This window comes from Pseudomonas sp. LS.1a (genome assembly GCF_022533585.1).
GTDB lineage: Bacteria > Pseudomonadota > Gammaproteobacteria > Pseudomonadales > Pseudomonadaceae > Aquipseudomonas.
In genome coordinates, this window is sequence record NZ_CP092827.1 from 1,594,787 (window position 1) to 1,617,470 (window position 22,684).

Genomic DNA, 22,684 nt, shown 5'->3' on the forward strand with positions numbered 1-22,684 from the left:
CGTGATGAGCGATTCCGGCAAGGCCAATGATCTTCTGGCGCAGATCCCCAAGGCCAAGGGCCTGCCGCCGGTGCATCTGTGGAACCCGGACTTCTGCGGTGACATCGATATGCGCATCGCCCGTGATGGCACCTGGTACTACCTGGGTACGCCGATTGGCCGCAAGCCGATGGTGCGGCTGTTTTCCACCATCATCCGCCGCGATGGCGATGACTACTTCCTGATTACTCCGGTGGAGAAGGTGGGCATCCGCGTTGATGATGCGCCGTTCGTAGCGGTGGCGCTGGACGTGGTGGGGGAGGGGGAGCAGCAGGTGCTGCGCTTCACCAGCAATGTCGAGGACCAGGTCGAGGCCGGGCCGGCCAATCCCCTGCGCATGGTGATTGACCCGGTGACGCAGGAGCCATCGCCGTATGTGCTGATGCGCAGCAACCTTGAAGCGCTGATTCATCGCAATGTGTTCTACCAGTTGGTGGAACTGGCGGTACCGCGTGAGATCGAGGGTGAGCAGTGGCTTGGGGTGTGGAGCCAGGGTGAGTTTTACCCGATCGGGCGTAGCAGCTGAGTTCCCTGTTGCCTGTGCCGGCCTCTTCGCGGGCACAGGCAACGATCGGCCTCTTGGTTTTTCCCCGAATTGGCCATTTGTCTCTCTGCCCCACAGGCCTAACCTGCAGGCAATTGCCATCCAGGAGAAGCCCACCATGAAACCCCTGAGCATCATCCTCTTTGCCCTGCTCGCCGCCCAATCCCCTGTCTGGGCCCATGGCGACGCTGCCGACCAGGTCAAGGTCCTGCAGCAGCAACAACCCTCGAACGCCCCCGGCAAGAACGCCGTGATGCTCACCGTCAGCTACGCCCCCGGCCAGGCGTCACCCGCGCATCAACATCCTGGCGCGGTGATGGCCTACGTGCTGGAAGGGGCAGTGCTATCGAAGCTCAACGGCGAGTCGGAGAAAACCTACAAGGCCGGCGAATACTGGTACGAGGCGCCAGGCACCGTACACAGCGTGTCACGCAACGCCAGCCAGACCCGGCCAGCCAAGCTGCTGGTATGGAGCCTGGTGGAGGAAGGCAAGCCCGTGACCGAGCCACTGAAGAACTGATTGTGAACATAACGAAAAAGCCCCCGGTTGCTTGCGCACCCGGGGGCTTTTTCAATGTTTGGCTCCGCGACCTGGACTCGAACCAGGGACCCAATGATTAACAGTCATTTGCTCTACCGACTGAGCTATCGCGGAATCTGTGCGTATCTTACTGATTGTCAGGGGGAAGTCAAGCCACCCCCTGACAAATCAAGCAGTTACAGTACTTCGACGATGGCCTTGGTGACCACGTGGATGTTGCTCTGGTTCAGCGCGGCAACGGCGATGCGGCCGGTGTCCAGGGCATAGATGCCGAAGTCGTTCTTCAGGCGGGCGACCTGCTCAACGGTCAGGCCCGAGTACGAGAACATGCCGACCTGGCGGCCAACGAAGCTGAAGTCGCGGCTGGCGCCATATTCGGCCAGCAGCGAAACCATCTGCTTGCGCATGCCGTGGATGCGCTCGCGCATTTCGGCCAGTTCGCTTTCCCACATCTGGCGCAGTTCGGGGCTGTTCAGCACGGTGGCGACGATGGTTGCACCGTGGGTCGGCGGGTTGGAGTAGGTGGTGCGGATCACGCGCTTGACCTGCGACAGCACACGGGTGCTCTCGTCTTTGGAGGCGGTGACGATCGACAGCGCACCGACGCGTTCGCCGTACAGCGAGAACGACTTGGAGAACGAGCTGGAAACGAAGAATTCCAGGCCCGACTCGGCAAACAGGCGCACGGCGAAGGCGTCTTCGGCGATACCGTCACCGAAGCCCTGGTAGGCCATGTCGAGGAACGGCACATGGCCCTTGGCCTTGACCACTTCCAGGACGTTTTTCCAGTCATCCAGGCTCAGGTCGACGCCGGTCGGGTTGTGGCAGCAGGCGTGCAGCACCACGATCGAGCCGGACGGCAGGTTGTTCAGGTCTTCGAGCATGCCGGCGCGGTTGACGTCGTTGGTCGGCGCGTCGTAGTAGCGGTAGTTCTGCACCGGGAAGCCGGCCGACTCGAACAGCGCGCGGTGGTTTTCCCAGCTAGGGTCGCTGATGGCAACCACGGCATTCGGCGACACACGCTTGAGGAAGTCGGCACCAATCTTCAGCGCACCGGTACCGCCGACGGCCTGCACGGTAACCACGCGGCCAGCGGCCAGCAGCGGCGACTCGGCACCGAACAGCAGCTTTTGCACAGCCTGGTCGTAGGTGGCGATGCCGTCGATCGGCAAGTAGCCGCGCGAGGCGTGCTGGGCGGCACGCTGGGTCTCGGCTTCGATCACGGCGCGCAGCAGCGGAATGCGGCCTTCCTCATTGCAGTACACGCCCACGCCCAGGTTGACCTTGTCGGTACGTGGGTCGGCGTTGAATGCTTCGTTGAGGCCCAGGATAGGGTCGCGGGGTGCCAGCTCGACAGCGGAAAACAGGCTCATTGTTACTTTGGCTCTGATTGGAGTGTGATAGGACGTACCCGCTCCAGCCCGAATGCACTGAAGCGGTGCACAAACGGGGAGTCAGTATAGTGATACCGACCGGTCACCGCGACAGTCTGGCGCACCTTTTCCGGTCATTTGCGCAAATATTTTTCTACCATTGGTCTAAATGCCGGGTCCACCGTAACAAGCGCTCACGACTGTGCCTTGAAAGCGCCCCCCGACAGGCGCATTTGGGTATAGACTACTGGCTAAATTTACAGTTACTGCAGCACCGCGAGGTCCGTCATGTCCGAGTTCCAGCTCGTCACCCGTTTCCAGCCGGCCGGCGACCAGCCCGAGGCCATCCGGCAGATGGTCGAAGGCATCGAGGCGGGGCTGTCGCACCAGACACTGCTCGGGGTGACCGGCTCGGGCAAGACCTTCAGCATCGCCAACGTCATCCAGCAGGTGCAGCGCCCGACCCTGGTGCTGGCGCCGAACAAGACCCTGGCCGCGCAGCTGTATGGCGAATTCAAGGCGTTCTTCCCCAACAATGCGGTGGAGTACTTCGTTTCCTACTACGACTACTACCAGCCTGAAGCCTACGTACCGTCGTCCGACACCTTCATCGAGAAGGACGCGTCGATCAACGATCACATCGAGCAGATGCGCCTGTCGGCGACCAAGGCGCTGCTGGAGCGGCGCGACGCAATCATCGTCACCACCGTGTCGTGCATCTACGGCCTGGGTAGCCCGGAGACCTACCTGAAAATGGTCCTGCACGTGGATCGCGGCGACAAGCTCGACCAGCGTGCGCTACTGCGCCGCCTGGCCGACCTGCAATACACCCGCAACGAGATGGACTTCGCCCGCGCCACCTTCCGCGTGCGCGGCGATGTGATCGACATATTCCCGGCAGAATCGGACCTTGAGGCCATCCGCATCGAACTGTTCGATGACGAAGTGGAGAACATCGCTGCCTTCGACCCGCTGACCGGCGAGGTCTTCCGCAAGCTGCCGCGTTTCACCTTCTACCCCAAAAGCCACTATGTCACCCCGCGGGAAACCCTGCTGGAGGCGGTGGAAGGCATCAAGGAGGAACTCAAGGACCGCCTGGAATACCTGCAGAAGGCCAACAAGCTGGTCGAAGCCCAGCGCCTGGAGCAACGCACCCGCTTCGATCTGGAGATGATCCTGGAGCTGGGTTACTGCAACGGCATCGAGAACTACTCGCGCTACCTGTCCGGGCGCCCGGCCGGGGCACCGCCACCCACCCTGTACGACTACCTGCCGCCGGATGCGCTGCTGGTGATCGATGAATCCCACGTCAGCGTTCCGCAGGTCGGCGCCATGTACAAGGGCGACCGCTCGCGCAAGGAAACCCTGGTCGAATACGGCTTCCGCCTGCCTTCGGCGCTGGACAACCGGCCGATGCGTTTTGACGAGTGGGAAGATGTCAGCCCGCAGACCATCTTCGTGTCCGCCACCCCGGGCCCCTATGAGGCTGAGCACGCCGGGCGCGTGGTGGAGCAGGTGGTGCGCCCCACCGGCCTGGTCGACCCACAGGTGGAAGTGCGCCCGGCGCTTACCCAGGTGGATGACCTGCTGTCGGAAATCCGCAAGCGCGTGGCGCAGGGCGAACGGGTGCTGGCGACCACGCTGACCAAGCGCATGGCCGAGGACCTGACCGATTACCTGGCCGACCATGACGTGCGGGTGCGTTACCTGCATTCGGACATCGACACCGTCGAGCGGGTGGAGATCATCCGCGACCTGCGCCTGGGTACTTTCGACGTGCTGGTGGGTATCAACCTGCTACGTGAAGGCCTGGACATGCCCGAGGTGTCGCTGGTGGCGATCCTCGATGCCGACAAGGAAGGTTTCCTGCGCTCCGAGCGCTCGCTGATCCAGACCATCGGTCGGGCGGCGCGTAACCTCAATGGCCGGGCTATCCTGTATGCCGACAACATCACCGGTTCCATGCAGCGCGCCATCGACGAGACCGAGCGCCGTCGCGAGAAGCAGATCGCCTTCAACCAGGCCAATGGCATCGTGCCCAAGGGCGTGGTCAAGGACATCACCGACATCATGGAAGGCGCCACTGTGCCTGGCGCACGCAGCAAGAAGCGCAAGGGCATGGCCAAGGCGGCGGAGGAGAGCGCCCGCTACGAGGCCGAGCTGCGCACGCCGGGTGAAATCACCAAGCGCATCAAGCAGTTGGAAGAGAAGATGATGCAGTTTGCCCGCGACCTGGAGTTCGAGGCCGCGGCGCAATTGCGCGACGAAATTGCCCAGCTGCGCGAGCGGTTGATTTCCAGCTGAAGGCTGACGCGGGCCCTGTGGGAGCGGGCGTGCCCGCGAAGAAATCAACGCGGTGGCTGGCACCGGCTGCGCCGGTGTTCGCGGGCGCGCCCGCTCCCACAGGGACCGCATAAAATCTGAAATGGCCTCAATGTGCTTCTTCCGCTTTCAGTCCCTCTGGCAACTTCCGCGTCAATAACACCGCCACCATGCTCAGCGCCTGCTGGTGAGTAATCTCGCTCAACTTGCCCAGCGCCGCATTGTCATTACCCAGCCGCTCCGCCACCTGCGAGTTGCTCGGCACCTGGCACGGATGATCTGGATACAGGTGACGTTCGCGCCATCGCTGGAGCCCGGTGCCTGCCTCCTGCTAACATCCCGCCTTTGTTTCATCTTTCGTTCGAGACCCTCCATGACCACCGTACGCACGCGTATCGCGCCATCGCCTACCGGCGACCCCCATGTCGGCACCGCCTACATCGCCCTGTTCAACTACTGCTTTGCCAAGCAGCACGGCGGTGAGTTCATCCTGCGCATCGAAGACACCGACCAGCTGCGCTCCACGCGCGAGTCGGAACAGCAGATCTTCGATGCCCTGCGTTGGCTCGGCATCGAATGGAACGAAGGCCCGGACGTCGGCGGCCCGCACGGCCCGTACCGGCAGAGCGAACGTGGCGAAATCTACGCCAGGTACGCCAAGGAACTGGTTGACGCCGGCCATGCCTTCTACTGCTTCTGCACCGCCGAAGAGCTGGAGCAGATGCGCGCCGAACAGCAAGCCCGTGGTGAAACCCCGCGCTACGACGGCCGCGCACTGCTGCTGAGCGCCGAGGAAGTGCAGCGCCGTCTGGACGCTGGCGAGCCGCACGTGATCCGCATGAAAGTGCCGAGCGAAGGCGTGTGCGTGGTGCCGGACATGCTGCGTGGTGATGTCGAGATCCCGTGGGACCGCATGGACATGCAGGTGCTGATGAAGAACGACGGCCTGCCGACGTACTTCCTGGCCAACGTGGTCGACGACCATCTGATGGGCATCACCCACGTGCTGCGCGGCGAAGAGTGGCTGCCATCGGCACCCAAGCTGATCAAGCTGTACGAATACTTCGGCTGGGAGCAGCCCAAGCTGTGCTACATGCCGCTGCTGCGTAACCCGGACAAGTCCAAGCTGTCCAAGCGCAAGAACCCGACCTCGGTGACGTTCTACGAGCGCATGGGCTTCATGCCCGAGGCGATGCTCAACTACCTGGGCCGCATGGGCTGGTCGATGCCGGACGAGCGCGAGAAGTTCTCGCTGGCCGAGATGGTCGAGCACTTCGACCTGTCGCGTATCTCGCTGGGCGGCCCGATCTTCGACATCGAGAAGCTGTCCTGGCTGAACGGCCAGTGGCTGCGTGAACTGCCGGTCGAGGAGTTCGCCGCGCGCCTGCAGAAGTGGGCGTTCAACAGCGACTACATGATGAAGATTGCCCCACACGTGCAGGGCCGGGTGGAAACCTTCAGCCAGGTTGCTCCGCTGGGCGGGTTCTTCTTCGAAGGCGCGCTGAAGCTGGATGCCAAGCTGTTCGAAAGCAAGAAACTGTCGGCCGACCAGGTGCGCCAGGTGATCCAGTTGATCCTTTGGAAGCTCGAAAGCCTGCGTCAGTGGGAAAAGGAGCGCATCACCGGTTGCATCCAGGCGGTAGTCGAGGCGCTGGAACTGAAGCTGCGTGACGCCATGCCGCTGATGTTTGCCGCCATTACCGGCCAGGCCAGTTCGGTTTCGGTACTGGACGCGATGGAAATCCTTGGCCCGGACCTGACCCGCTACCGCTTGCGCCAGGCCCTGGACCTGCTGGGTGGTGTGTCGAAGAAAGAAAACAAAGAGTGGGAAAAGCTGCTGGCTTCGATCGCCTGACAGTGGTCCTGGGGCTATAAGCCGAACTTGTGGGAGCGGGTTCACCCGCGAATACGATGGTGGCTTCACCATCGCATTCGCGGGTGAACCCGCTCCCACATGGCCCACTGTTCAGTTTTGGTAAGGGCAGGGCAGTAAGTGATTGTTATCTGTGAAAATTTTTTTGAATATTTTGAAAAATTCGTTTGACAGCCCTGCAATCCGATCTTAATATGCGCCCCGTCCACAGCGATGAACGAAAACGAAACGCCAGGCACCCAGCCAGCGCTTCGGTTCAAAGCGACATTGTGGGGCTATAGCTCAGCTGGGAGAGCGCCTGCATGGCATGCAGGAGGTCAGCGGTTCGATCCCGCTTAGCTCCACCAAATTCCGCTTGGCAGCCAAGGCTGTCGGGCAAGACCGGGTCCAGCAACCGGGTCTTGAAGGTAAGAAGGTTCGTCCCCTTCGTCTAGTGGCCTAGGACACCGCCCTTTCACGGCGGTAACAGGGGTTCGAGTCCCCTAGGGGACGCCAGTTTTGCACAAGCGATGTTTCAGGATGTCGCTGGGCCGAGAGGCTATAAATCCGGGGCTATAGCTCAGCTGGGAGAGCGCCTGCATGGCATGCAGGAGGTCAGCGGTTCGATCCCGCTTAGCTCCACCATTTCTGCCGCGGTTCGCGTAAGCGGATCGGCACGAAGGTTACGTCCCCTTCGTCTAGTGGCCTAGGACACCGCCCTTTCACGGCGGTAACAGGGGTTCGAGTCCCCTAGGGGACGCCACTTTTCCTGCGTTTTGCAGGGCTTTAAAGGCTCGTCGATTACTGATGAGCCTTTTGTTTCGGGGCTATAGCTCAGCTGGGAGAGCGCCTGCATGGCATGCAGGAGGTCAGCGGTTCGATCCCGCTTAGCTCCACCATTTCTGCCGCGGTTCGCGTAAGCGGATCGGCACGAAGGTTACGTCCCCTTCGTCTAGTGGCCTAGGACACCGCCCTTTCACGGCGGTAACAGGGGTTCGAGTCCCCTAGGGGACGCCACGTTTCCCCGCGTTTTGCGGGACTTTGAAGGCTCATTCGATTATTGAATGGGCCTTTTGTTTTTCTCCCCTCCGCAAAATTCAGCGACCGACAGGCGGCTGCAGATTCCGCTTGCCAAAAAATATTATGCGAATAATATTTCGATCATCATATTTTGATCGGCGAGTGGCCTGATGAGCGACAAGAAGAGCAGAACCCGCGAACGCATTCTCGAGGCGGCGCGAAGTGCGCTGATCCAGCACGGCCCGGCCGAGCCTAGCGTCAGTCAGGTCATGGGTGCGGCTGGTCTGACCGTTGGCGGTTTCTATGCCCACTTCGACAGCAAGGACGAGTTGATGCTCGAAGCATTCCGCCAGTTGCTGAGCGAGCGCCGCGCCTTGCTCGCCCAGATCGACCCGAGCCTCGATGGCGCAGGGCGGCGGGCGCTGGCCAGTGCCTTCTACCTGTCGCGCAAGCACCGTGATGCCGAAGTGCACGCCTGCCCGCTGCCTAACTCGCTGGGCGAGATGCAGCGCCTGCCGGAGGCCTTCCGCGAAGTGCTGGCCGAGCACATCGAGCTGATGGCTGCCGCCATGGTCGACCGCCCCGAGGACGCCGACAAGGCCTTGGCCGACCTGGCGCTGATGGTTGGCGGCCTGGCGCTGGCCCGTGCCCTGGGCAGCAGCGAGCTGTCTGATCGTATTCTGCGCGCCGCCAAATCGGCGGTGCTTTAACCCTGGAGCATGGCGATGACTACCCTGAGCTGGATTCGTGGTGTCAATGGCACCCTGGGCCATCTGGTCCCCGAGCACGTCGCGGGCAAGATGCGCCGTGCCTTCATGACCCCGCGCAACCTGCCGCCGCGGGATTGGGAGTTGCCCGTGCTGGCCAGCGCCGAGCGCATTACCCTGCGCTTCGGCTTGTCGGCGCTGCGCTGGGGCAAGGGGCCGACCGTGCTGCTGATGCATGGCTGGGAAGGGCGCCCGACCCAGTTTGCCGCGTTGATCGAAACCTTGGTCCAGGCCGGGCACACGGTGGTGTCGCTGGAAGGGCCGGGGCATGGGCGTTCGCCCGGCGAGCAGGCAAATGTGGTGCTGTTTGCCCGGGCGCTGCTGGAGGCTGCCGCAGAGCTGCCGCCGCTGCGTGCGGTGATTGGCCATTCCATGGGCGGTGCCAGTGTATTGCTGGCCCTGCAGATGGGTTTGCGCACGGAAGCGGCGGTGAGCATTGCAGCCCCGGCGCGCCTGCTGGGCGTACTGCGGGGCTTTGCCCATCGCCTGGGGCTGCCAGCGCGGGCGCGGGCAGCGTTCATTCGTCAGGTGGAGCGGGATGTGGGCATGCCGATTGCGCGGCTGGATGTAGCCGGTTACCAGCTGGAGTTGCCAGGGCTGGTAGTGCATGCCGCCGATGATGCCTTGGTGGCAGCCGATGAGGCCCAGGTGATCCACAAGGCCTGGTTCGATAGCCGCCTGATGCTGCTGGAGGCGGGTGGCCACCAGCGGGTGCTGTCCGATCCACGCCTGAGTGAAGCGGTGCTGGAGCTGCTGGCCCGGGCTGGTGCACCAGCCCGGCAAAGTGCCTGACTTACGCAGAAGGGCTGGACTTTCCCCCGGCGGTCCCTGCTAAATCCACTTTTGCTCCAAGGAAGCGAACATGAGTTGGGACCTGGCAACACCCTTCGTCATCGACCTGCGCGTCGGAACCGAGGATATCGACGGCCTTGGCCACGCCAACAACGCGGTCTACGTCACCTGGCTGGAGCGCTGCGCCTGGCGCCACTCCCAGCGCCTGGGCCTGGACCTGGCCGAATATCGCCGGTTGGACCGGGCCATGGCCGTGGTGCGCCACGAAATCGACTACCTGGCCGCTGCCTATGAGGATGATGAGCTGCAACTGGCCACCTGGATCATCGACTGGGACCAGCGCCTGCGCATGACCCGGCGCTTCCAGCTCAAGCGCCCGCGCGACGGCATGACCTTGCTGCGCGCCCAGACCACCTTTGCCTGTATCGAGCTGTCCAGCGGCAAGCCCAGGCGCATGCCGGCGGAGTTCCTCGATGGTTATGGCCCGGCGCTGATCGGCGCCTGAAACACCGGCAATTTTTGTTAGACTGCCGGCTTTTCCGCCGAGACCCCGACATGCAAATTGCCCTGGCCCCCATGGAGGGGCTGGTCGACAACATCCTGCGCGACGTGCTGACCCGCGTCGGCGGTATCGACTGGTGCGTCACCGAGTTCATTCGCGTGTGCGACCGCCTGCTGCCGCCTTCCTCGTTCGACAAGCTGGCACCCGAGTTGCGCAATGGCGCACGCACCGCCGCTGGGGTGCCCATGCGTGTGCAGCTGTTGGGCTCGGACCCCGTGTGCCTGGCGGAAAACGCCGCGCTGGCCTGCGAGCTGGGGGCGCCGGTGATCGACCTGAATTTCGGTTGCCCGGCCAAGACCGTGAACAAGTCCCGTGGTGGCGCGGTGCTGCTCAAGGAGCCGGAGCTGCTGCATGCCATTGTGCGTGAGGTGCGCCGTGCCGTACCGGCGGATATCCCGGTCACCTCGAAGATGCGCCTGGGCTTCGACAGCCCCGATGGCGCCCTGGAGTGCGCCACGGCGCTGGCCGAAGGCGGCTCGGCACACCTGGTGGTGCATGCCCGGACCAAGGTCGAGGGCTACAAGCCGCCGGCCCACTGGGAGTGGGTGGCGCGGGTGCAGGATGTGGTCAAGGTACCGGTGTTCGCCAATGGTGAGATCTGGACCGTGGACGACTGGCGGCGCTGTCGTGAGGTCAGCGGCGCCGAAGACATCATGCTGGGCCGTGGGCTGGTCTCGCGCCCCGACCTGGGACTGCAGATTGCCGCGGCGCGTGATGGGCGGGAGTACCAGCCGATGAGCTGGGACGACCTGCTGCCGTTGCTGCGTGAGTTCTGGCGTCAGGCCCAGGCCAAGTTGTCGCCGCGCTATGCGCCGGGGCGGATGAAGCAGTGGCTGGCGATGCTGACCCGCAGTTATCCCGAAGCGGTGGTGCTGTTTGCCGAGTTGCGGCGCGAGGATGACTGTGCGCGGATCAGCCGGTTGCTGGGGGGTGAGGTGGCTTCCTTCGAAGCTTGTGTTGCCTGATCCGGCCCTTTCGCGGGTGAACCCGCTCCCACAGGTTCGGTGCAGGTTTTGGAATGTGTGAGCTCCCTGTGGGAGCGGGTTTGAACTGGCCTAATGATCCCGGACACCTCTTAAGGGCGATATGATTCGCCCAATCAGGAGGTTCCATGCAAGAACGAAAGACCTACACCCGCGAGTTCAAGCAACGTGCTGCCAGCATGGTTCTTGATGACCACTGCTCGATTCCCGACGTCTGCGCATCAATGGACGTCGGCCCTACAGCCCTGCGCCGCTGGGTTGATCAGGTACGTAAAGAGCGACAGAAGGGCCAGCCAGTAGCCGGTACCAAACCGATCAGCGACGAACAGCGAGAGCTCCAGCAGCTGCGAGCCAAGATCAAGCGCCTGGAGACCGAGGCTGAAATCTTAAAAAAGGCTACGGCTCTCTTGATGTCGGATCCCGATCGTTTTTCCTGATTGAGGAACTGAGAGAGTCAGGCTCGTATCCGACCAGCCTCCTTTGCAGTGCGCTGAACGTATCCCGTAGCGCGTTTTATGACTGGCTTCGCCGTCGTTCAGCGCCGAATACCAAGCGTGACGAACTCAGAGAGAAAGTAGTTCAGCTGCACGTCGAAAGCAGGGGAAGCGCGGGCGCGAGAATGATCTCTGAGTACCTGAAGGCCCAGCAGCTCAAGGTGGGGCGGTATCTGGCCGGAAAACTCATGGAGGAGGCAAATCTGGAAAGCAAGCAACGCCGTCCGCATCGGAATCGCTCCAAAGGCGTTGAAGCGTTTGTGGCCAAGAACCTGCTCGAGCGTAACTTTGAGCCAACCGCAATTAACCAGGTCTGGTGCGGTGACGTGACCAGTTTGATGGTCGGGAAGCGCTGGTATCACCTGGCAGTAGTGATTGACTTGTTCGCGCGTCGGATCGTTGGGTGGGCATTTTCCCTGATCAACGACGCCAACTTGGTTAGCAAGGCGCTTAGGATGGCAGTAGGGGTTAGGGGCAAGCATGCAGGCTTGATGTTTCACTCGGATCAAGGCTGCCAATACACCAGCCAGCGCTTCCAATCCGAGCTGCTTGAGCATGGGATAACGCAAAGCATGAGTCGCAGGGGACAATGCTGGGACAACGCACCAACAGAGCGCTTCTTTGGGACGCTCAAGTCAGAATGGGTGCCGCCCAAGGGCTACAAGGAAATTGAAGAAGCCAAGCAGGACATGACCAGCTACTTCATGCGATACAACCGAATCAGGCTCCACAGCTACAACGACTACCTGTCACCAATAGCTATGGAGCAGCAGGCGGCTTGATCACCGTAACCGGTGTCCGGAAATACTTGACCAGAACAGTTTGCCCGCGAAGAGGCCAACAAGCCCAATGCAGGAATCCAGATTTTTTCTGCTCGCCCCTTGAAAGCATTTCCCTCGGCCATATCTCTTGAGTACGCGATGCCGAAGTCGGGTCGCGTAATGACTTACTTGCTGAATCTCAGGAGTTCATGACCATGACTACCGCTTTCTCTCTCGCTCCACTGTTCCGCCATTCCGTTGGTTTCGACCGTTTCAACGACCTGTTCGAGTCCGCGGCACGTAACGAGGCCGGTAGCAGCTACCCGCCCTACAACGTTGAAAAGCATGGCGATGACCACTACCGCATCGTGGTTGCCGCAGCCGGTTTCCAGGAAGACGACCTCGACCTGCAGGTTGAAAAAGGCGTCCTGACCGTGACGGGTGGCAAGCGCGACAATAGCGCTGCTGAAGTGACCTACCTGCATCAGGGGATCGCGCAACGCGCCTTCAAACTGTCGTTCCGCCTGGCCGACCATATCGAGGTCAAGGCCGCCGGCCTGGCCAATGGCCTGCTCAGCATCGACCTGCTGCGCATCGTGCCTGAAGAAGCCAAGGCCAAGCGCATTCCGATCAACGGCGACAAGCCAGCGCTGAACTGATCGTGCAGATGTGAAAAAGGGCACCCTTCGGGGTGCCCTTTTTTGTGCTCATCGCCTGAGGCTGCCCCTCCCTTGTGGGAGCGCATCCGCATCGGTTTCAGTAATCCGCCGGCGCCTCCAGCAACATCTGCCGAAACTCCGTCAGCGGCAGCGGCCGGCTGTGCAAGTACCCCTGGTAAAGGTGGCACCCCAGCCGCTCCAGGAACTCCAGTTGTTCGGTCAGCTCCACCCCTTCGGCAATCACCGTCAGGTCCAGGCTGCGGGCCATGGCGACGATGGCGCGGACGATTTCGGCGTCGTTGGGGTCCACCGGCGCATCGCGCACGAAGGTCTGGTCGATCTTCAGCGTATCCACCGGCAGGCGCTTGAGGTAGGTAAGCGAGGAGTAGCCGGTGCCGAAGTCATCCATGGCAAAGCTCACCCCGTAGCGCTTCAGCTCGCGCATCTTGCTGATGGTGTCTTCCAGGTTCTGGATGACGATCCCTTCGGTAATTTCCAGCTTCAGCATCTGCCGTGGCAGGCGGTAATCGTCCAGGCTGCGCAGCACCCGCCCGACAAAGTCGTTCTGGCGGAACTGCCGTGGACTGATGTTCACGCACAGGCTGAAATCGTCGGCGTCGATCAGCCCGTCGCCGAGCATGCGCGCGCAGGCATCGCAAGCTTCGTCGAGGATCCAGCTGCCAACTTCAAGGATCAGGCCGCTTTCTTCCAGTACCTGAATGAATTGCGCAGGCGGCTGCTGACCCAGTTGCGGGTGATGCCAGCGCAGCAGCACCTCGGCGCCGACGATGCGGTTGTCGCGGGCATCCACCTGTGGCTGGAAGTGCAGCGCCAGTTCGCCACGGGCCAGGGCCAGGCGCAGGTCGTTTTCCATGCGCAGGCGCTCGCTGGCGGCCTTCTGCATGGTGGTGTGGAACAACTGAGTGGTATTGCGCCCGGAATCCTTGGCCCGGTACAGGGCGATATCGGCACGCTTGAGCAGGTCGGCCGGGGTGGCGCCGTGGTCAGGGATCAGCGCGACGCCAATGCTGGGGGTTACCTGCAGGCGCTGGCCGTCCAGCGACATCGGTTCGGCCAGCAGTTCGCGCAGGGTGTCGGCCAGCCCGCGGACTTTTTCTTCGACCAGCTCGCGGCTGCCTTCCAGGCCGCTGAGCAATACCACGAACTCGTCGCCACCCAGGCGCGCCACGGTGTCTTCCAGGCGCACGCTGGCTTCCAGGCGCGCAGTGATGATCTTCAGCACCGTGTCGCCCACCGGGTGGCCCAGCGAGTCGTTGATGTGCTTGAAATGGTCGAGGTCGAGGAACAGCAGGGCGCCGCGCAGGTTGTGGCGCTTGAGCAGGGCGATCTGCTGGCTCAGGCGGTCCATCAGCAGGGCACGGTTGGGCAGGTTGGTCAGCGGGTCGTGGTAGGCCAGGTGGCGAATCTGCGCCTGGGCATTTTTCAGCTGGCTGACATCGCGGGCGGTCAGCAGCAGGCAGTCCACCTCGTTGAGGGTGATCGGCTCCACCGAGACCTCTACGGTGAGGATATCGCCACGCTTGTTGCGCCCGAGCATCTCGCGGTGGTGCACCCGGCCACGCTCGCGCAATTCGGCCAGCAGGGCGGCGCGCTGCTTGTCGTCGGCCCAGATGCCGATCTCGTACACCGTGTGGCCGACCACTTCGGTGGCGTCGTAGCCGGTCAGGCGGCAGAAGCCGTCGTTGATTTCCAGGTAACGACCGCTGTGGCGTTCGGTGATGGTGATGGCGTCGGGGCTGGAGTGGAAGGCCTTGGCAAACTTCTCCTCGCTGGACTTGAGCGCCGCCTCGGCGCGCTGCTGCTGGGTGATGTCGCGCAGGGTGGTGACGCTGCAGGGCTGGTCGTCGACGGTGATGAGGCGGCTGGAAATCACGCAGGTCAGCGGTGCGCCATTGCGGTGGTTGACCACCACGGCGACGTTGCTCAGGGCCTGCTCGCGGATTACCCGCTCGATGCGTTGTGCGCGCTCGATGGACTCCGCCCACAGGCCGATTTCCTCGGCGGTGCGGCCGATCACCTGGTCGGTGCTCCAGCCGAAGGTCTGGGTGAACGCCGGGTTGATCTCGATGAACTGGCCGGTGTCCTGGCGGGTGACGCAGATCGGGTCGGGGCTGACCTGGAACAGGCTGGCGAACTTCTCTTCCGAGGCGCTCAGGCGCTGTTCTCGCTCAACCTGGTCAGTGATGTCGAGCAAGGTGCCGGCCATGCGCAGCGGGTTGCCCTGCTCGTCGCGGTACAGTCGGGCGCGGCTTTCGATGTAGCGCGAGATGCCGTTTTCCAGTTGCACCCGGTAGGTGATCTGGTAGTTGCCGGCAGGCCCTTCGCGCAGGCTGCGGTAGGCCTGGCGCATCGAGTTGCGTTCTTGCTCCGGTACCCCTTCGAAAAATGCGTCGAACGATTCGTGAAAGGGGATGGGCGGCAGGCCGTGCAACTGCGCGGCGCGGGCCGAGCCGTAGAGCATGCCGCTGGGGATATGCCAGTCCCAGGTCCCCAGCTGTGCCGAGTCCAGGGCCAGGTCCAGGCGCTCCTGGCTGTCCTTCAGGGCCTGCTCGGCGCGTTTGCGATCGGTGGTGTCGATAAAAGTGCTGAGGAGGAAGGTCACACCCTCCAGCTCGATGCCCTGGGTGCAGAGAATGCCGTCGTGCACCTTGCCGCTGACGGCGCGGAACTGTACTTCCAGGATCAGCGGGCCACTATTGGCCCGGGTCGACTCCAGCAACTGGTGGCGCTGTTCGGGGTTGACCCACAGGCCCAGCTCCAGGCTGGTCTTGCCGATCACCTGGCTGCCGGGCCAGCCGAACATGTCTTCGAAGTGCTGGTTGACCTCGAAGATCATGCCGTCGTGGCGGCGGGTGAGCAAAATGGCATTAGGGCTGAGGTGGAACAGGGTGGCAAAGCGTTTTTCCGAATTGATCAGCGCCGTTTCCCGTTCGCGCTGACGGGTGATTTCGCGGATCACCCCGATCATCTGGGGCCGACCATTTGGGTCGTGGGTCAGGCTGCCATTGATTTCCAGCCAGTGCAGGCTACCGTCCGGCCAGCGGATGCGATGGCGCATGGCCTGTTCCACGGGTTCGCCGTTGAACACCGCCTGGAACACCTGGCGTGTGCGCGCGCGGTCTTCCTCGGGCAACAGGTCGAGGTAGTCGACATCGGCGGGTAGCGGGCGCTGCGGGTCGAAGCCGAACAGGGCCTGGGTGCCTCGCGACCAGCTGACCCGGCCGCTGTCGATATCCCATAGCCAGGCACCCAGCCGCGCGCCGTTGAGCGCGGCCAGCAGTTGCGGGGCGTTCTGCCAGGCCTGTTCCGACTCCTGGGGGTCGGCCGCTGGTATACGCGGCAGGCGCAAAAAGCGGTTAACTGATTTGGGCATCGGTACCAGACCTTTGGCGTATGACGCGTCCTTGGAGGTGGCAATACCGGGCTGACGACCGGTCAGGCGGGCCCCGCGTGGCTGTCGAGCAGGGCCATGAATGCCCTGGCTGCGTTCGATAGCGTACGCTCCGTGTGCAAAATGTAGCCTAGCTGGCGCGACAGCTGTATGCCCGGCAAGGCGATGGGTGCAACCTGTTCGTCGAGCATGGTGCGCGGCAGCACGCTCCAGGCCAGGCCGATCGACACCATCATCTTGATGGTTTCCAGATAATTGGTACTCATGGCGATGTTCGGCGTCAGGCCCTGGCTTTCGAACAGGCGCTGGACAATATGGTGGGTAAAGGTGTTGCCGCCGGGGAACACGGCCGGGTGACGGGCGACATCGGCCAGGCTGACCGCATGGTTGTTGGCCAGCGGGTGCTCGGGGGCGGCGACGAAGTCCAGCGCGTCGTCCCATACTGGCACGGCCTTGACCAGGTGGTGCGGCTCGGGCGCCAGGGTGATCACGGCAATCTCGGCGCGGCCATGCAGAATCTCGTCGTAGGCCTGTTCCGAATCCATGAACTGGATATCCAGTGCCACGGCCGGGTACTGACGGGTGAAGGTTCGCAGCAGCGGCGGCAGGCGGTGCAGGCCGATGTGGTGGCTGGTGGCCAGGGTCAGGCGACCGCTCACTTCCCCGGTCAGGTTGGTCAGCGCCCGGCGGGTATCATCGAGCACATTGAGAATCTGGTAGGCCCGTGGCAACAAGGCGCGCCCGGCTTCAGTCAGGGTTACCTCACGGCCCAGGCGGTCGAACAGGCGCACATCCAGCTGCTGCTCCAGGCCGGCGATGCGTTTGCTGATGGCCGGCTGGGTCAGGTGCAGCCGCTCGCCGGCGCCAGAGAAGCTGCCGGTTTCGGCGATGGCGATGAAAGCGCTGAGGTTGGCCAGGTCCATTGCTTGAATTCCTGATGGTTATGCAAAGCATGAAAATTATGAATTTGAGTTATTCAATCTATCGCCATAGCATCGTCCGTACAAGCCAAGGGGTCTTTGGCATAGAAAGACGCTGATGAGGAACAGTCTGATGGCTGGCAAAACGCTCTACGACAAACTCTGGGAAGCCCATGAGGTCAAGCGCCGTGATGACGGCTCGTCCTTGATCTACATCGACCGCCACATCATCCACGAAGTGACGTCGCCCCAGGCCTTCGAAGGCCTGCGCCTGGCCAACCGCAAACCCTGGCGCATCGACGCCAACATCGCCACGCCAGACCACAACGTACCGACCACGCCAGAGCGCAAGGGTGGTATCGAAGCCATCGTCGACCAGGTGTCGCGCCTGCAGGTGCAGACCCTCGACGAGAACTGTGACGAATATGGCATCGTCGAATTCAAGATGAACGACGAGCGTCAGGGTATCGTCCACGTCATCAGCCCGGAGCAGGGTGCCACCTTGCCTGGCATGACCGTGGTCTGCGGTGACTCGCACACCTCCACCCACGGCGCCTTCGGTGCCTTGGCCCATGGCATCGGCACCTCCGAGGTCGAGCATGTGCTCGCTACCCAGTGCCTGGTCGCCAAGAAGATGAAGAACATGCTGGTACGCGTGGAAGGCCAGTTGCCTGCCGGCGTTACCGCCAAGGACATCGTACTGGCCGTGATCGGCAAGATCGGTACCGCCGGTGGTAACGGCCACGCCATGGAATTTGCTGGCAGCGCCATCCGCGAATTGTCGATGGAAGGCCGCATGACCATCTGCAACATGTCCATCGAGGCTGGCGCCCGCGTTGGCCTGGTGGCGGTGGACGACACCACCGTTGCCTACGTCGAAGGCCGCCCGTACGCGCCGAAGGGCGAGCAGTGGAAGCAGGCGGTCGAAGCCTGGAAAGGCCTGGTTTCCGACGCTGACGCGGTGTTCGACACCGTGGTCGAGCTCGACGCTGCGCAAATCAAGCCGCAGGTCAGCTGGGGCACCTCGCCGGAGATGGTCCTCGCCGTCGACCAGCGCGTGCCGGACCCGGCTGCCGAGCCTGACCTGATCAAGCGTGGTTCGATCGAGCGTGCCCTCAAGTACATGGGGCTGGCCGCCAACCAGGCGATCACCGATATCAAGCTCGACCGCGTATTCATCGGCTCGTGCACCAACTCGCGCATCGAAGACCTGCGCGCTGCCGCCGAAATCGCCAAGGGCCGCAAGGTTGCTGCCAACGTCAAGCAGGCGCTGGTGGTACCGGGCTCGGGCCTGGTCAAGGCCCAGGCCGAGCGTGAAGGCCTGGACAAGATCTTCCTCGAAGCCGGTTTCGAATGGCGTGAACCAGGCTGCTCGATGTGCCTGGCGATGAACCCGGACCGCCTGGAGAGCGGCGAGCACTGCGCGTCCACCTCCAACCGCAACTTCGAAGGCCGTCAGGGCGCCGGTGGCCGTACCCACCTGGTCAGCCCGGCCATGGCCGCCGCCGCCGCGGTGACCGGCCACTTCATCGATGTCCGCGAGTTGATCCAAGGGAGCGCAGCATGAAAGCCTTTACCCAGCACACTGGCCTTGTCGCGCCGTTGGACCGTGCCAACGTCGACACCGACCAGATCATCCCCAAGCAGTTTCTCAAGTCGATCAAGCGCACCGGCTTCGGCCCCAATCTGTTCGACGAGTGGCGTTACCTGGACGTGGGCCAGCCTTACCAGGACAACAGCAAGCGCCCGCTGAACAAGGAGTTCGTGCTCAACCACGAACGCTACCAGGGTGCCAGCGTGTTGCTGGCACGGGAGAACTTCGGTTGCGGCTCCAGCCGTGAGCACGCCCCATGGGCGCTGGACGAGTACGGCTTCCGCAGCGTCATCGCGCCAAGCTTTGCCGACATCTTCTTCAACAACAGCTTCAAGAACGGCTTGCTGCCGATCATCCTCAGTGACGAGGAAGTCGACGAGCTGTTCAAGCAGGTCGAAGCCAACCCGGGCTACCAGCTGACCATCGACCTGCAGGCGCAGGCGGTGACCCGCCCGGATGGCAAGGTACTGCACTTCGAGATCGATGCGTTCCGCAAGCACTGCCTGCTCAACGGTCTGGACGACATCGGTCTGACTCTGCAGGACAGCGATGCGATCAAGGCCTTCGAAGGCAAGCACCGCGCCGGGCAGCCTTGGCTGTTCCGTGATGCCTGAAGTGTGCAGGTAACAGTACCGGCCTCTTCGCGGGCACGCCCGCTCCCACAGGTACAGCGCAGGATTCGAAACCTGTAGAGGTCCTGTGGGAGCGGGTTTACCCGCGAAAGGGCCGGTACAGGCAGCAGAAAGACCAAAAGGATCGAGACATGACCAGCACCCAGCACACCGATGTGGTCCAACGCCAGTTCGGCGAACAGGCCAGCGCCTACCTCAGCAGCGCCGTGCACGCCCAGGGCAGTGAATTCGCCCTGCTGCAGGCTGCGTTGGCAGGGCAGGGCGATGCCCGCGTGCTGGACCTGGGCTGCGGTGCCGGTCATGTCAGCTTCCACGTCGCCCCGCTGGTCGCCGAAGTGGTCGCCTACGACCTCTCGCAAGCCATGCTCGACGTGGTCGCCAGTGCCGCCGCCGAGCGCGGCCTGGCCAATATCGGCACCGAACGCGGTGCCGCCGAACGCCTGCCGTTCGCCGACGCTTCGTTCGATTTCGTCTTCAGCCGCTACTCGGCCCACCACTGGAGCGACCTGGGCCTGGCCCTGCGCGAGGTGCGTCGGGTGCTCAAGCCGGGTGGCGTGGCAGCGTTCATCGACGTCATGTCGCCGGGCAGCCCGCTGCTCGACACCTACCTGCAAACGGTCGAAGTGCTGCGCGACACCAGCCACGTGCGCGACTACTCCGCCGCCGAATGGCAGCGCCAGGTCAGCGAGGCCGGCCTGCACGTACGCAGCCACACCCGCCAGCCGCTGCGCCTGGAGTTCGGCAGCTGGGTCGAGCGCATGCGTACCCCCGAGCCTATGCGCGTGGCCATCCGCCAATTGCAGCAAGCCATGGGCGAAGAAGTACGGCAGTATTACCAGATCGAGGCCGATGGCTCGTTCAGCACCGATGTGCTGGTGTTGTGGGCCGAGCGTTAAGAACTTTTCGGTGGGGCCCGTTTGGCTGCACCGCGTGAATGGATAGAGGAAAGCATGAGCAAGCAGATTCTGATTCTCCCAGGTGACGGTATCGGTCCGGAAATCATGGCCGAGGCGGTCAAGGTGCTGGAGCTGGCCAACGACAAGTTCCAGCTCGGCTTCAACCTGGAGCACGACGTGATCGGTGGCGCCGCCATCGACAAGCACGGCGTGCCGCTGGCCGACGAGACCCTGGAGCGTGCGCGCAAGGCCGATGCCGTGCTGCTGGGCGCCGTGGGCGGGCCGAAGTGGGACAAGATCGAGCGTGACATCCGCCCGGAGCGCGGCCTGCTGAAAATCCGTTCGCAACTGGGCCTGTTCGCCAACCTGCGCCCGGCCATCCTCTATCCGCAACTGGCCGATGCCTCGTCGCTCAAGCCAGAGATCGTTTCGGGCCTGGACATCCTCATCGTCCGTGAGCTGACCGGCGGTATCTACTTCGGTGCCCCGCGTGGCCAGCGCGAGCTGGAAGGCGGCGAGCGCCAGGCCTACGACACCCTGCCGTACAGCGAAAGCGAAGTGCGCCGCATTGCCCGTGTCGGCTTCGACATGGCCCGCGTGCGTGGCAAGAAGCTGTGCTCGGTGGACAAGGCCAACGTCCTGGCTTCCAGCCAGCTGTGGCGTGAAGTGGTCGAGGACGTGGCCAAGGACTACCCGGATGTGGAACTGAGCCACATGTACGTCGACAACGCTGCCATGCAGCTGGTGCGTGCGCCCAAGCAGTTCGATGTGATGGTGACCGACAACATGTTCGGTGACATTCTGTCGGATGAGGCTTCCATGCTGACCGGTTCCATCGGCATGCTGCCTTCGGCGTCGCTGGATGCCGACAACAAGGGCATGTACGAGCCGTGCCACGGCTCGGCGCCGGACATCGCCGGCCTTGGCATTGCCAACCCGCTGGCGACCATCCTGTCGGTGTCGATGATGCTGCGTTACAGCTTCAATCAGTCGGCTGCCGCCGAGGCAATCGAGAAGGCCGTGAGCCTGGTCCTGGACCAGGGCTTGCGCACCGGCGACATCTTCTCCGAAGGCTGTCGCAAAGTTGGTACGCAGGAAATGGGCGACGCAGTAGTCGCAGCGCTGCGGAATCTGTAATCTCTCTGGCCCGCCACCCAAAATTCCCGGTGGCGGCCCACTTTTAGCAAAGGTGTAGTTGCGATGAAACGTGTAGGTCTGATCGGTTGGCGCGGTATGGTCGGTTCCGTGCTCATGCAGCGGATGCTGGAGGAGCAGGATTTCGACCTTATCGAGCCGGTGTTCTTCACCACCTCCAATGTTGGCGGCCAGGGCCCGAACGTGGGCAAGGATACAGCTCCGCTCAAGGACGCTTATTCGATTGAAGAACTCAAGACCCTCGACGTGATCCTGACCTGCCAGGGCGGCGACTACACCAACGAGGTCTTCCCCAAGCTGCGTGAAGCCGGCTGGCAGGGCTACTGGATCGACGCCGCTTCGTCCCTGCGCATGCAGGATGACGCGGTGATCATCCTCGACCCGGTCAACCGCAAGGTCATCGACCAGCAGCTGGACGCCGGTACCAAGAACTACATCGGCGGCAACTGCACCGTCAGCCTGATGCTGATGGGCCTGGGCGGCCTGTTCGAAGCCGGCCTGGTCGAGTGGATGAGCGCCATGACCTACCAGGCGGCCTCGGGTGCCGGCGCACAGAACATGCGCGAGCTGATCAAGCAGATGGGGGCTACCCATGCTGCCGTTGCCGATGACCTGGCCAACCCGGCCAGCGCCATCCTCGACATCGACCGCAAGGTTGCCGAGGCCATGCGCAGCGAAGCGTTCCCGACCGAGAACTTCGGCGTACCGCTGGCTGGCAGCCTGATCCCGTGGATCGACAAGGAACTGCCGAACGGCCAGAGCCGTGAAGAGTGGAAGGCCCAGGCCGAGACCAACAAGATCCTCGGCCGCTTCAAGAGCCCGATCCCGGTCGACGGTATCTGCGTGCGCATCGGCGCCATGCGTTGCCACAGCCAGGCGCTGACCATCAAGCTGAACAAGGACGTGCCACTGGCCGACATCGAAGGCATGATCAGCCAGCACAACCCTTGGGTGAAGCTGGTGCCGAACCAGCGTGAAATCAGCATGCAGGAGCTGAGCCCGACCAAGGTTACCGGTACCCTGAACATTCCGGTTGGCCGCCTGCGCAAGCTGAACATGGGTTCGCAGTATCTGGGCGCGTTCACCGTCGGTGACCAGCTGCTGTGGGGCGCGGCCGAACCGCTGCGCCGCATGCTGCGGATTCTGCTGGAGCGTTGATCGTTCCGGTCTGACCGAAAACCCGCGCTGGTTACAGCGCGGTTTTTTTTTGGTCTGGGGAAGTGTTTTGGCTGCAAGGTGCTCGCCACGGCATTTTCAGCGCCTGTTAGATCGAGCGCCGCCCGCGCGGCGCATCGCGAGCGAAGCTCGCTCCTACATTTGTTTCGGGCCAGTCAAGCCTGTGGCAGGTGCGCGCGACCGCCTTGTT

Annotated in this window: 19 protein-coding genes, 7 tRNA genes and 1 pseudogene; 22 read left to right on the forward strand and 5 right to left on the reverse strand. The window is 62.9% G+C overall.

What is annotated here, in order from left to right; all coding sequences use genetic code 11:
* Window positions 1–4 precede the first annotated feature (4 nt).
* Window positions 5–565 carry a DUF1285 domain-containing protein gene (locus MKK04_RS07375; RefSeq protein ID WP_241106417.1) on the forward strand — a complete coding sequence of 187 codons (561 nt, stop codon included), beginning with the start codon at window positions 5–7 and terminating at the stop codon, window positions 563–565.
* Between the two features lie 136 nt (window positions 566–701).
* A complete protein-coding gene (locus MKK04_RS07380) occupies window positions 702–1,103 on the forward strand; it encodes a cupin domain-containing protein (protein WP_207832190.1) in 402 nt (133 codons plus the stop codon).
* A gap of 59 nt (window positions 1,104–1,162) precedes the next feature.
* Here the strand turns inward: MKK04_RS07380 and MKK04_RS07385 are convergent.
* Window positions 1,163–1,238 (reverse strand) — tRNA-Asn (locus MKK04_RS07385).
* Window positions 1,239–1,300: 62 nt separating this feature from the next.
* The gene (locus MKK04_RS07390) at window positions 1,301–2,497 is read right to left on the reverse strand and encodes an amino acid aminotransferase (RefSeq protein ID WP_241106418.1); all 1,197 of its coding nucleotides are present in this window, start codon (window positions 2,495–2,497) and stop codon (window positions 1,301–1,303) included.
* A 288-nt stretch (window positions 2,498–2,785) separates the two neighbouring features.
* On the opposite strand from MKK04_RS07390, the gene uvrB reads away from it, so the two are divergent.
* Window positions 2,786–4,801 carry an excinuclease ABC subunit UvrB gene (uvrB, locus tag MKK04_RS07395; RefSeq protein ID WP_207832186.1) on the forward strand — a complete coding sequence of 672 codons (2,016 nt, stop codon included), beginning with the start codon at window positions 2,786–2,788 and terminating at the stop codon, window positions 4,799–4,801.
* Window positions 4,802–4,928: 127 nt separating this feature from the next.
* Here uvrB and MKK04_RS07400 read toward each other — a convergent pair.
* A pseudogene (locus MKK04_RS07400) lies at window positions 4,929–5,084 on the reverse strand (EmrB/QacA family drug resistance transporter); the annotation flags it as partial.
* 108 nt (window positions 5,085–5,192) lie between these two features.
* Between MKK04_RS07400 and gltX the strand changes: the two are divergent.
* The 14 genes from gltX to MKK04_RS07470 all read left to right on the forward strand — a co-directional run bounded on the left by gltX (window position 5,193) and on the right by MKK04_RS07470 (window position 12,709).
* Window positions 5,193–6,674 carry a glutamate--tRNA ligase gene (gltX, locus tag MKK04_RS07405; RefSeq protein ID WP_025338230.1) on the forward strand — a complete coding sequence of 494 codons (1,482 nt, stop codon included), beginning with the start codon at window positions 5,193–5,195 and terminating at the stop codon, window positions 6,672–6,674.
* Between the two features lie 289 nt (window positions 6,675–6,963).
* A tRNA-Ala gene (locus MKK04_RS07410) sits at window positions 6,964–7,039 on the forward strand.
* A 72-nt stretch (window positions 7,040–7,111) separates the two neighbouring features.
* A tRNA-Glu gene (locus MKK04_RS07415) sits at window positions 7,112–7,187 on the forward strand.
* Window positions 7,188–7,240: 53 nt separating this feature from the next.
* Window positions 7,241–7,316, forward strand: a tRNA-Ala gene (locus tag MKK04_RS07420).
* Between the two features lie 42 nt (window positions 7,317–7,358).
* A tRNA-Glu gene (locus tag MKK04_RS07425) sits at window positions 7,359–7,434 on the forward strand.
* Between the two features lie 60 nt (window positions 7,435–7,494).
* A tRNA-Ala gene (locus MKK04_RS07430) sits at window positions 7,495–7,570 on the forward strand.
* A 42-nt stretch (window positions 7,571–7,612) separates the two neighbouring features.
* Window positions 7,613–7,688, forward strand: a tRNA-Glu gene (locus MKK04_RS07435).
* Window positions 7,689–7,861: 173 nt separating this feature from the next.
* Entirely contained in the window at window positions 7,862–8,401 is a 540-nt protein-coding gene (locus MKK04_RS07440; protein ID WP_207832184.1) for a TetR/AcrR family transcriptional regulator, read from the forward strand.
* 15 nt (window positions 8,402–8,416) lie between these two features.
* Window positions 8,417–9,250, forward strand: coding sequence for an alpha/beta fold hydrolase (locus tag MKK04_RS07445; protein WP_233687154.1), 834 nt, complete (start codon window positions 8,417–8,419; stop codon window positions 9,248–9,250).
* A gap of 70 nt (window positions 9,251–9,320) precedes the next feature.
* The gene (locus MKK04_RS07450) at window positions 9,321–9,755 is read left to right on the forward strand and encodes an acyl-CoA thioesterase (protein ID WP_233687153.1); all 435 of its coding nucleotides are present in this window, start codon (window positions 9,321–9,323) and stop codon (window positions 9,753–9,755) included.
* 50 nt (window positions 9,756–9,805) lie between these two features.
* Complete coding sequence (locus MKK04_RS07455; RefSeq protein ID WP_241106419.1) at window positions 9,806–10,777, forward strand: tRNA dihydrouridine synthase; 972 nt, start codon at window positions 9,806–9,808, stop codon at window positions 10,775–10,777.
* 146 nt (window positions 10,778–10,923) lie between these two features.
* The gene (locus MKK04_RS07460) at window positions 10,924–11,232 is read left to right on the forward strand and encodes a transposase (RefSeq protein ID WP_241105579.1); all 309 of its coding nucleotides are present in this window, start codon (window positions 10,924–10,926) and stop codon (window positions 11,230–11,232) included.
* Window positions 11,233–11,240: 8 nt separating this feature from the next.
* Window positions 11,241–12,071 (forward strand): IS3 family transposase, encoded by an 831-nt coding sequence (locus tag MKK04_RS07465; protein ID WP_241106791.1) that lies wholly within the window; start codon window positions 11,241–11,243, stop codon window positions 12,069–12,071.
* Between the two features lie 194 nt (window positions 12,072–12,265).
* Window positions 12,266–12,709: an Hsp20 family protein gene (locus tag MKK04_RS07470; protein WP_085625304.1), complete on the forward strand. Its 444-nt coding sequence runs from the start codon at window positions 12,266–12,268 to the stop codon at window positions 12,707–12,709.
* A 97-nt stretch (window positions 12,710–12,806) separates the two neighbouring features.
* Here MKK04_RS07470 and MKK04_RS07475 read toward each other — a convergent pair whose 3' ends face one another.
* Both MKK04_RS07475 and MKK04_RS07480 read right to left on the reverse strand, forming a co-directional pair.
* Window positions 12,807–16,103 carry a bifunctional diguanylate cyclase/phosphodiesterase gene (locus MKK04_RS07475; protein WP_207832177.1) on the reverse strand — a complete coding sequence of 1,099 codons (3,297 nt, stop codon included), beginning with the start codon at window positions 16,101–16,103 and terminating at the stop codon, window positions 12,807–12,809.
* A 62-nt stretch (window positions 16,104–16,165) separates the two neighbouring features.
* Window positions 16,166–17,044 (reverse strand): LysR family transcriptional regulator, encoded by an 879-nt coding sequence (locus tag MKK04_RS07480; protein WP_063913792.1) that lies wholly within the window; start codon window positions 17,042–17,044, stop codon window positions 16,166–16,168.
* Between the two features lie 130 nt (window positions 17,045–17,174).
* On the opposite strand from MKK04_RS07480, the gene leuC reads away from it, so the two are divergent.
* From leuC to asd, 5 genes are all read left to right on the forward strand, one after another.
* The gene (gene leuC / locus MKK04_RS07485) at window positions 17,175–18,608 is read left to right on the forward strand and encodes a 3-isopropylmalate dehydratase large subunit (RefSeq protein ID WP_013971600.1); all 1,434 of its coding nucleotides are present in this window, start codon (window positions 17,175–17,177) and stop codon (window positions 18,606–18,608) included.
* On the forward strand, window positions 18,605–19,249 hold the full coding sequence (gene leuD / locus MKK04_RS07490) for a 3-isopropylmalate dehydratase small subunit (RefSeq protein WP_054901139.1): 645 nt from the start codon (window positions 18,605–18,607) through the stop codon (window positions 19,247–19,249). Before leuC ends, leuD begins: the two co-directional genes overlap by 4 nt.
* 149 nt (window positions 19,250–19,398) lie before the next feature.
* On the forward strand, window positions 19,399–20,163 hold the full coding sequence (locus MKK04_RS07495; protein WP_241106420.1) for a class I SAM-dependent methyltransferase: 765 nt from the start codon (window positions 19,399–19,401) through the stop codon (window positions 20,161–20,163).
* Window positions 20,164–20,217: 54 nt separating this feature from the next.
* A complete protein-coding gene (gene leuB, locus MKK04_RS07500; RefSeq protein WP_015269433.1) occupies window positions 20,218–21,300 on the forward strand; it encodes a 3-isopropylmalate dehydrogenase in 1,083 nt (360 codons plus the stop codon).
* A 63-nt stretch (window positions 21,301–21,363) separates the two neighbouring features.
* Complete coding sequence (gene asd, locus MKK04_RS07505; RefSeq protein WP_087502434.1) at window positions 21,364–22,476, forward strand: aspartate-semialdehyde dehydrogenase; 1,113 nt, start codon at window positions 21,364–21,366, stop codon at window positions 22,474–22,476.
* Window positions 22,477–22,684: the final 208 nt, after the last annotated feature.

Bases quoted from the DNA above. Each gene is read 5' to 3' on its own strand.
- MKK04_RS07375 (WP_241106417.1), top strand. From the start codon at position 5: ATGAGCGATTCCGGCAAGGCCAATGATCTTCTGGCGCAGATCCCCAAG.
- MKK04_RS07380 (WP_207832190.1), top strand. From the start codon at position 702: ATGAAACCCCTGAGCATCATCCTCTTTGCCCTGCTCGCCGCCCAATCC.
- MKK04_RS07390 (WP_241106418.1), bottom strand. From the start codon at position 2,497: ATGAGCCTGTTTTCCGCTGTCGAGCTGGCACCCCGCGACCCTATCCTG.
- uvrB (WP_207832186.1), top strand. From the start codon at position 2,786: ATGTCCGAGTTCCAGCTCGTCACCCGTTTCCAGCCGGCCGGCGACCAG.
- gltX (WP_025338230.1), top strand. From the start codon at position 5,193: ATGACCACCGTACGCACGCGTATCGCGCCATCGCCTACCGGCGACCCC.
- MKK04_RS07440 (WP_207832184.1), top strand. From the start codon at position 7,862: ATGAGCGACAAGAAGAGCAGAACCCGCGAACGCATTCTCGAGGCGGCG.
- MKK04_RS07445 (WP_233687154.1), top strand. From the start codon at position 8,417: ATGACTACCCTGAGCTGGATTCGTGGTGTCAATGGCACCCTGGGCCAT.
- MKK04_RS07450 (WP_233687153.1), top strand. From the start codon at position 9,321: ATGAGTTGGGACCTGGCAACACCCTTCGTCATCGACCTGCGCGTCGGA.
- MKK04_RS07455 (WP_241106419.1), top strand. From the start codon at position 9,806: ATGCAAATTGCCCTGGCCCCCATGGAGGGGCTGGTCGACAACATCCTG.
- MKK04_RS07460 (WP_241105579.1), top strand. From the start codon at position 10,924: ATGCAAGAACGAAAGACCTACACCCGCGAGTTCAAGCAACGTGCTGCC.
- MKK04_RS07470 (WP_085625304.1), top strand. From the start codon at position 12,266: ATGACTACCGCTTTCTCTCTCGCTCCACTGTTCCGCCATTCCGTTGGT.
- MKK04_RS07475 (WP_207832177.1), bottom strand. From the start codon at position 16,103: ATGCCCAAATCAGTTAACCGCTTTTTGCGCCTGCCGCGTATACCAGCG.
- MKK04_RS07480 (WP_063913792.1), bottom strand. From the start codon at position 17,044: ATGGACCTGGCCAACCTCAGCGCTTTCATCGCCATCGCCGAAACCGGC.
- leuC (WP_013971600.1), top strand. From the start codon at position 17,175: ATGGCTGGCAAAACGCTCTACGACAAACTCTGGGAAGCCCATGAGGTC.
- leuD (WP_054901139.1), top strand. From the start codon at position 18,605: ATGAAAGCCTTTACCCAGCACACTGGCCTTGTCGCGCCGTTGGACCGT.
- MKK04_RS07495 (WP_241106420.1), top strand. From the start codon at position 19,399: ATGACCAGCACCCAGCACACCGATGTGGTCCAACGCCAGTTCGGCGAA.
- leuB (WP_015269433.1), top strand. From the start codon at position 20,218: ATGAGCAAGCAGATTCTGATTCTCCCAGGTGACGGTATCGGTCCGGAA.
- asd (WP_087502434.1), top strand. From the start codon at position 21,364: ATGAAACGTGTAGGTCTGATCGGTTGGCGCGGTATGGTCGGTTCCGTG.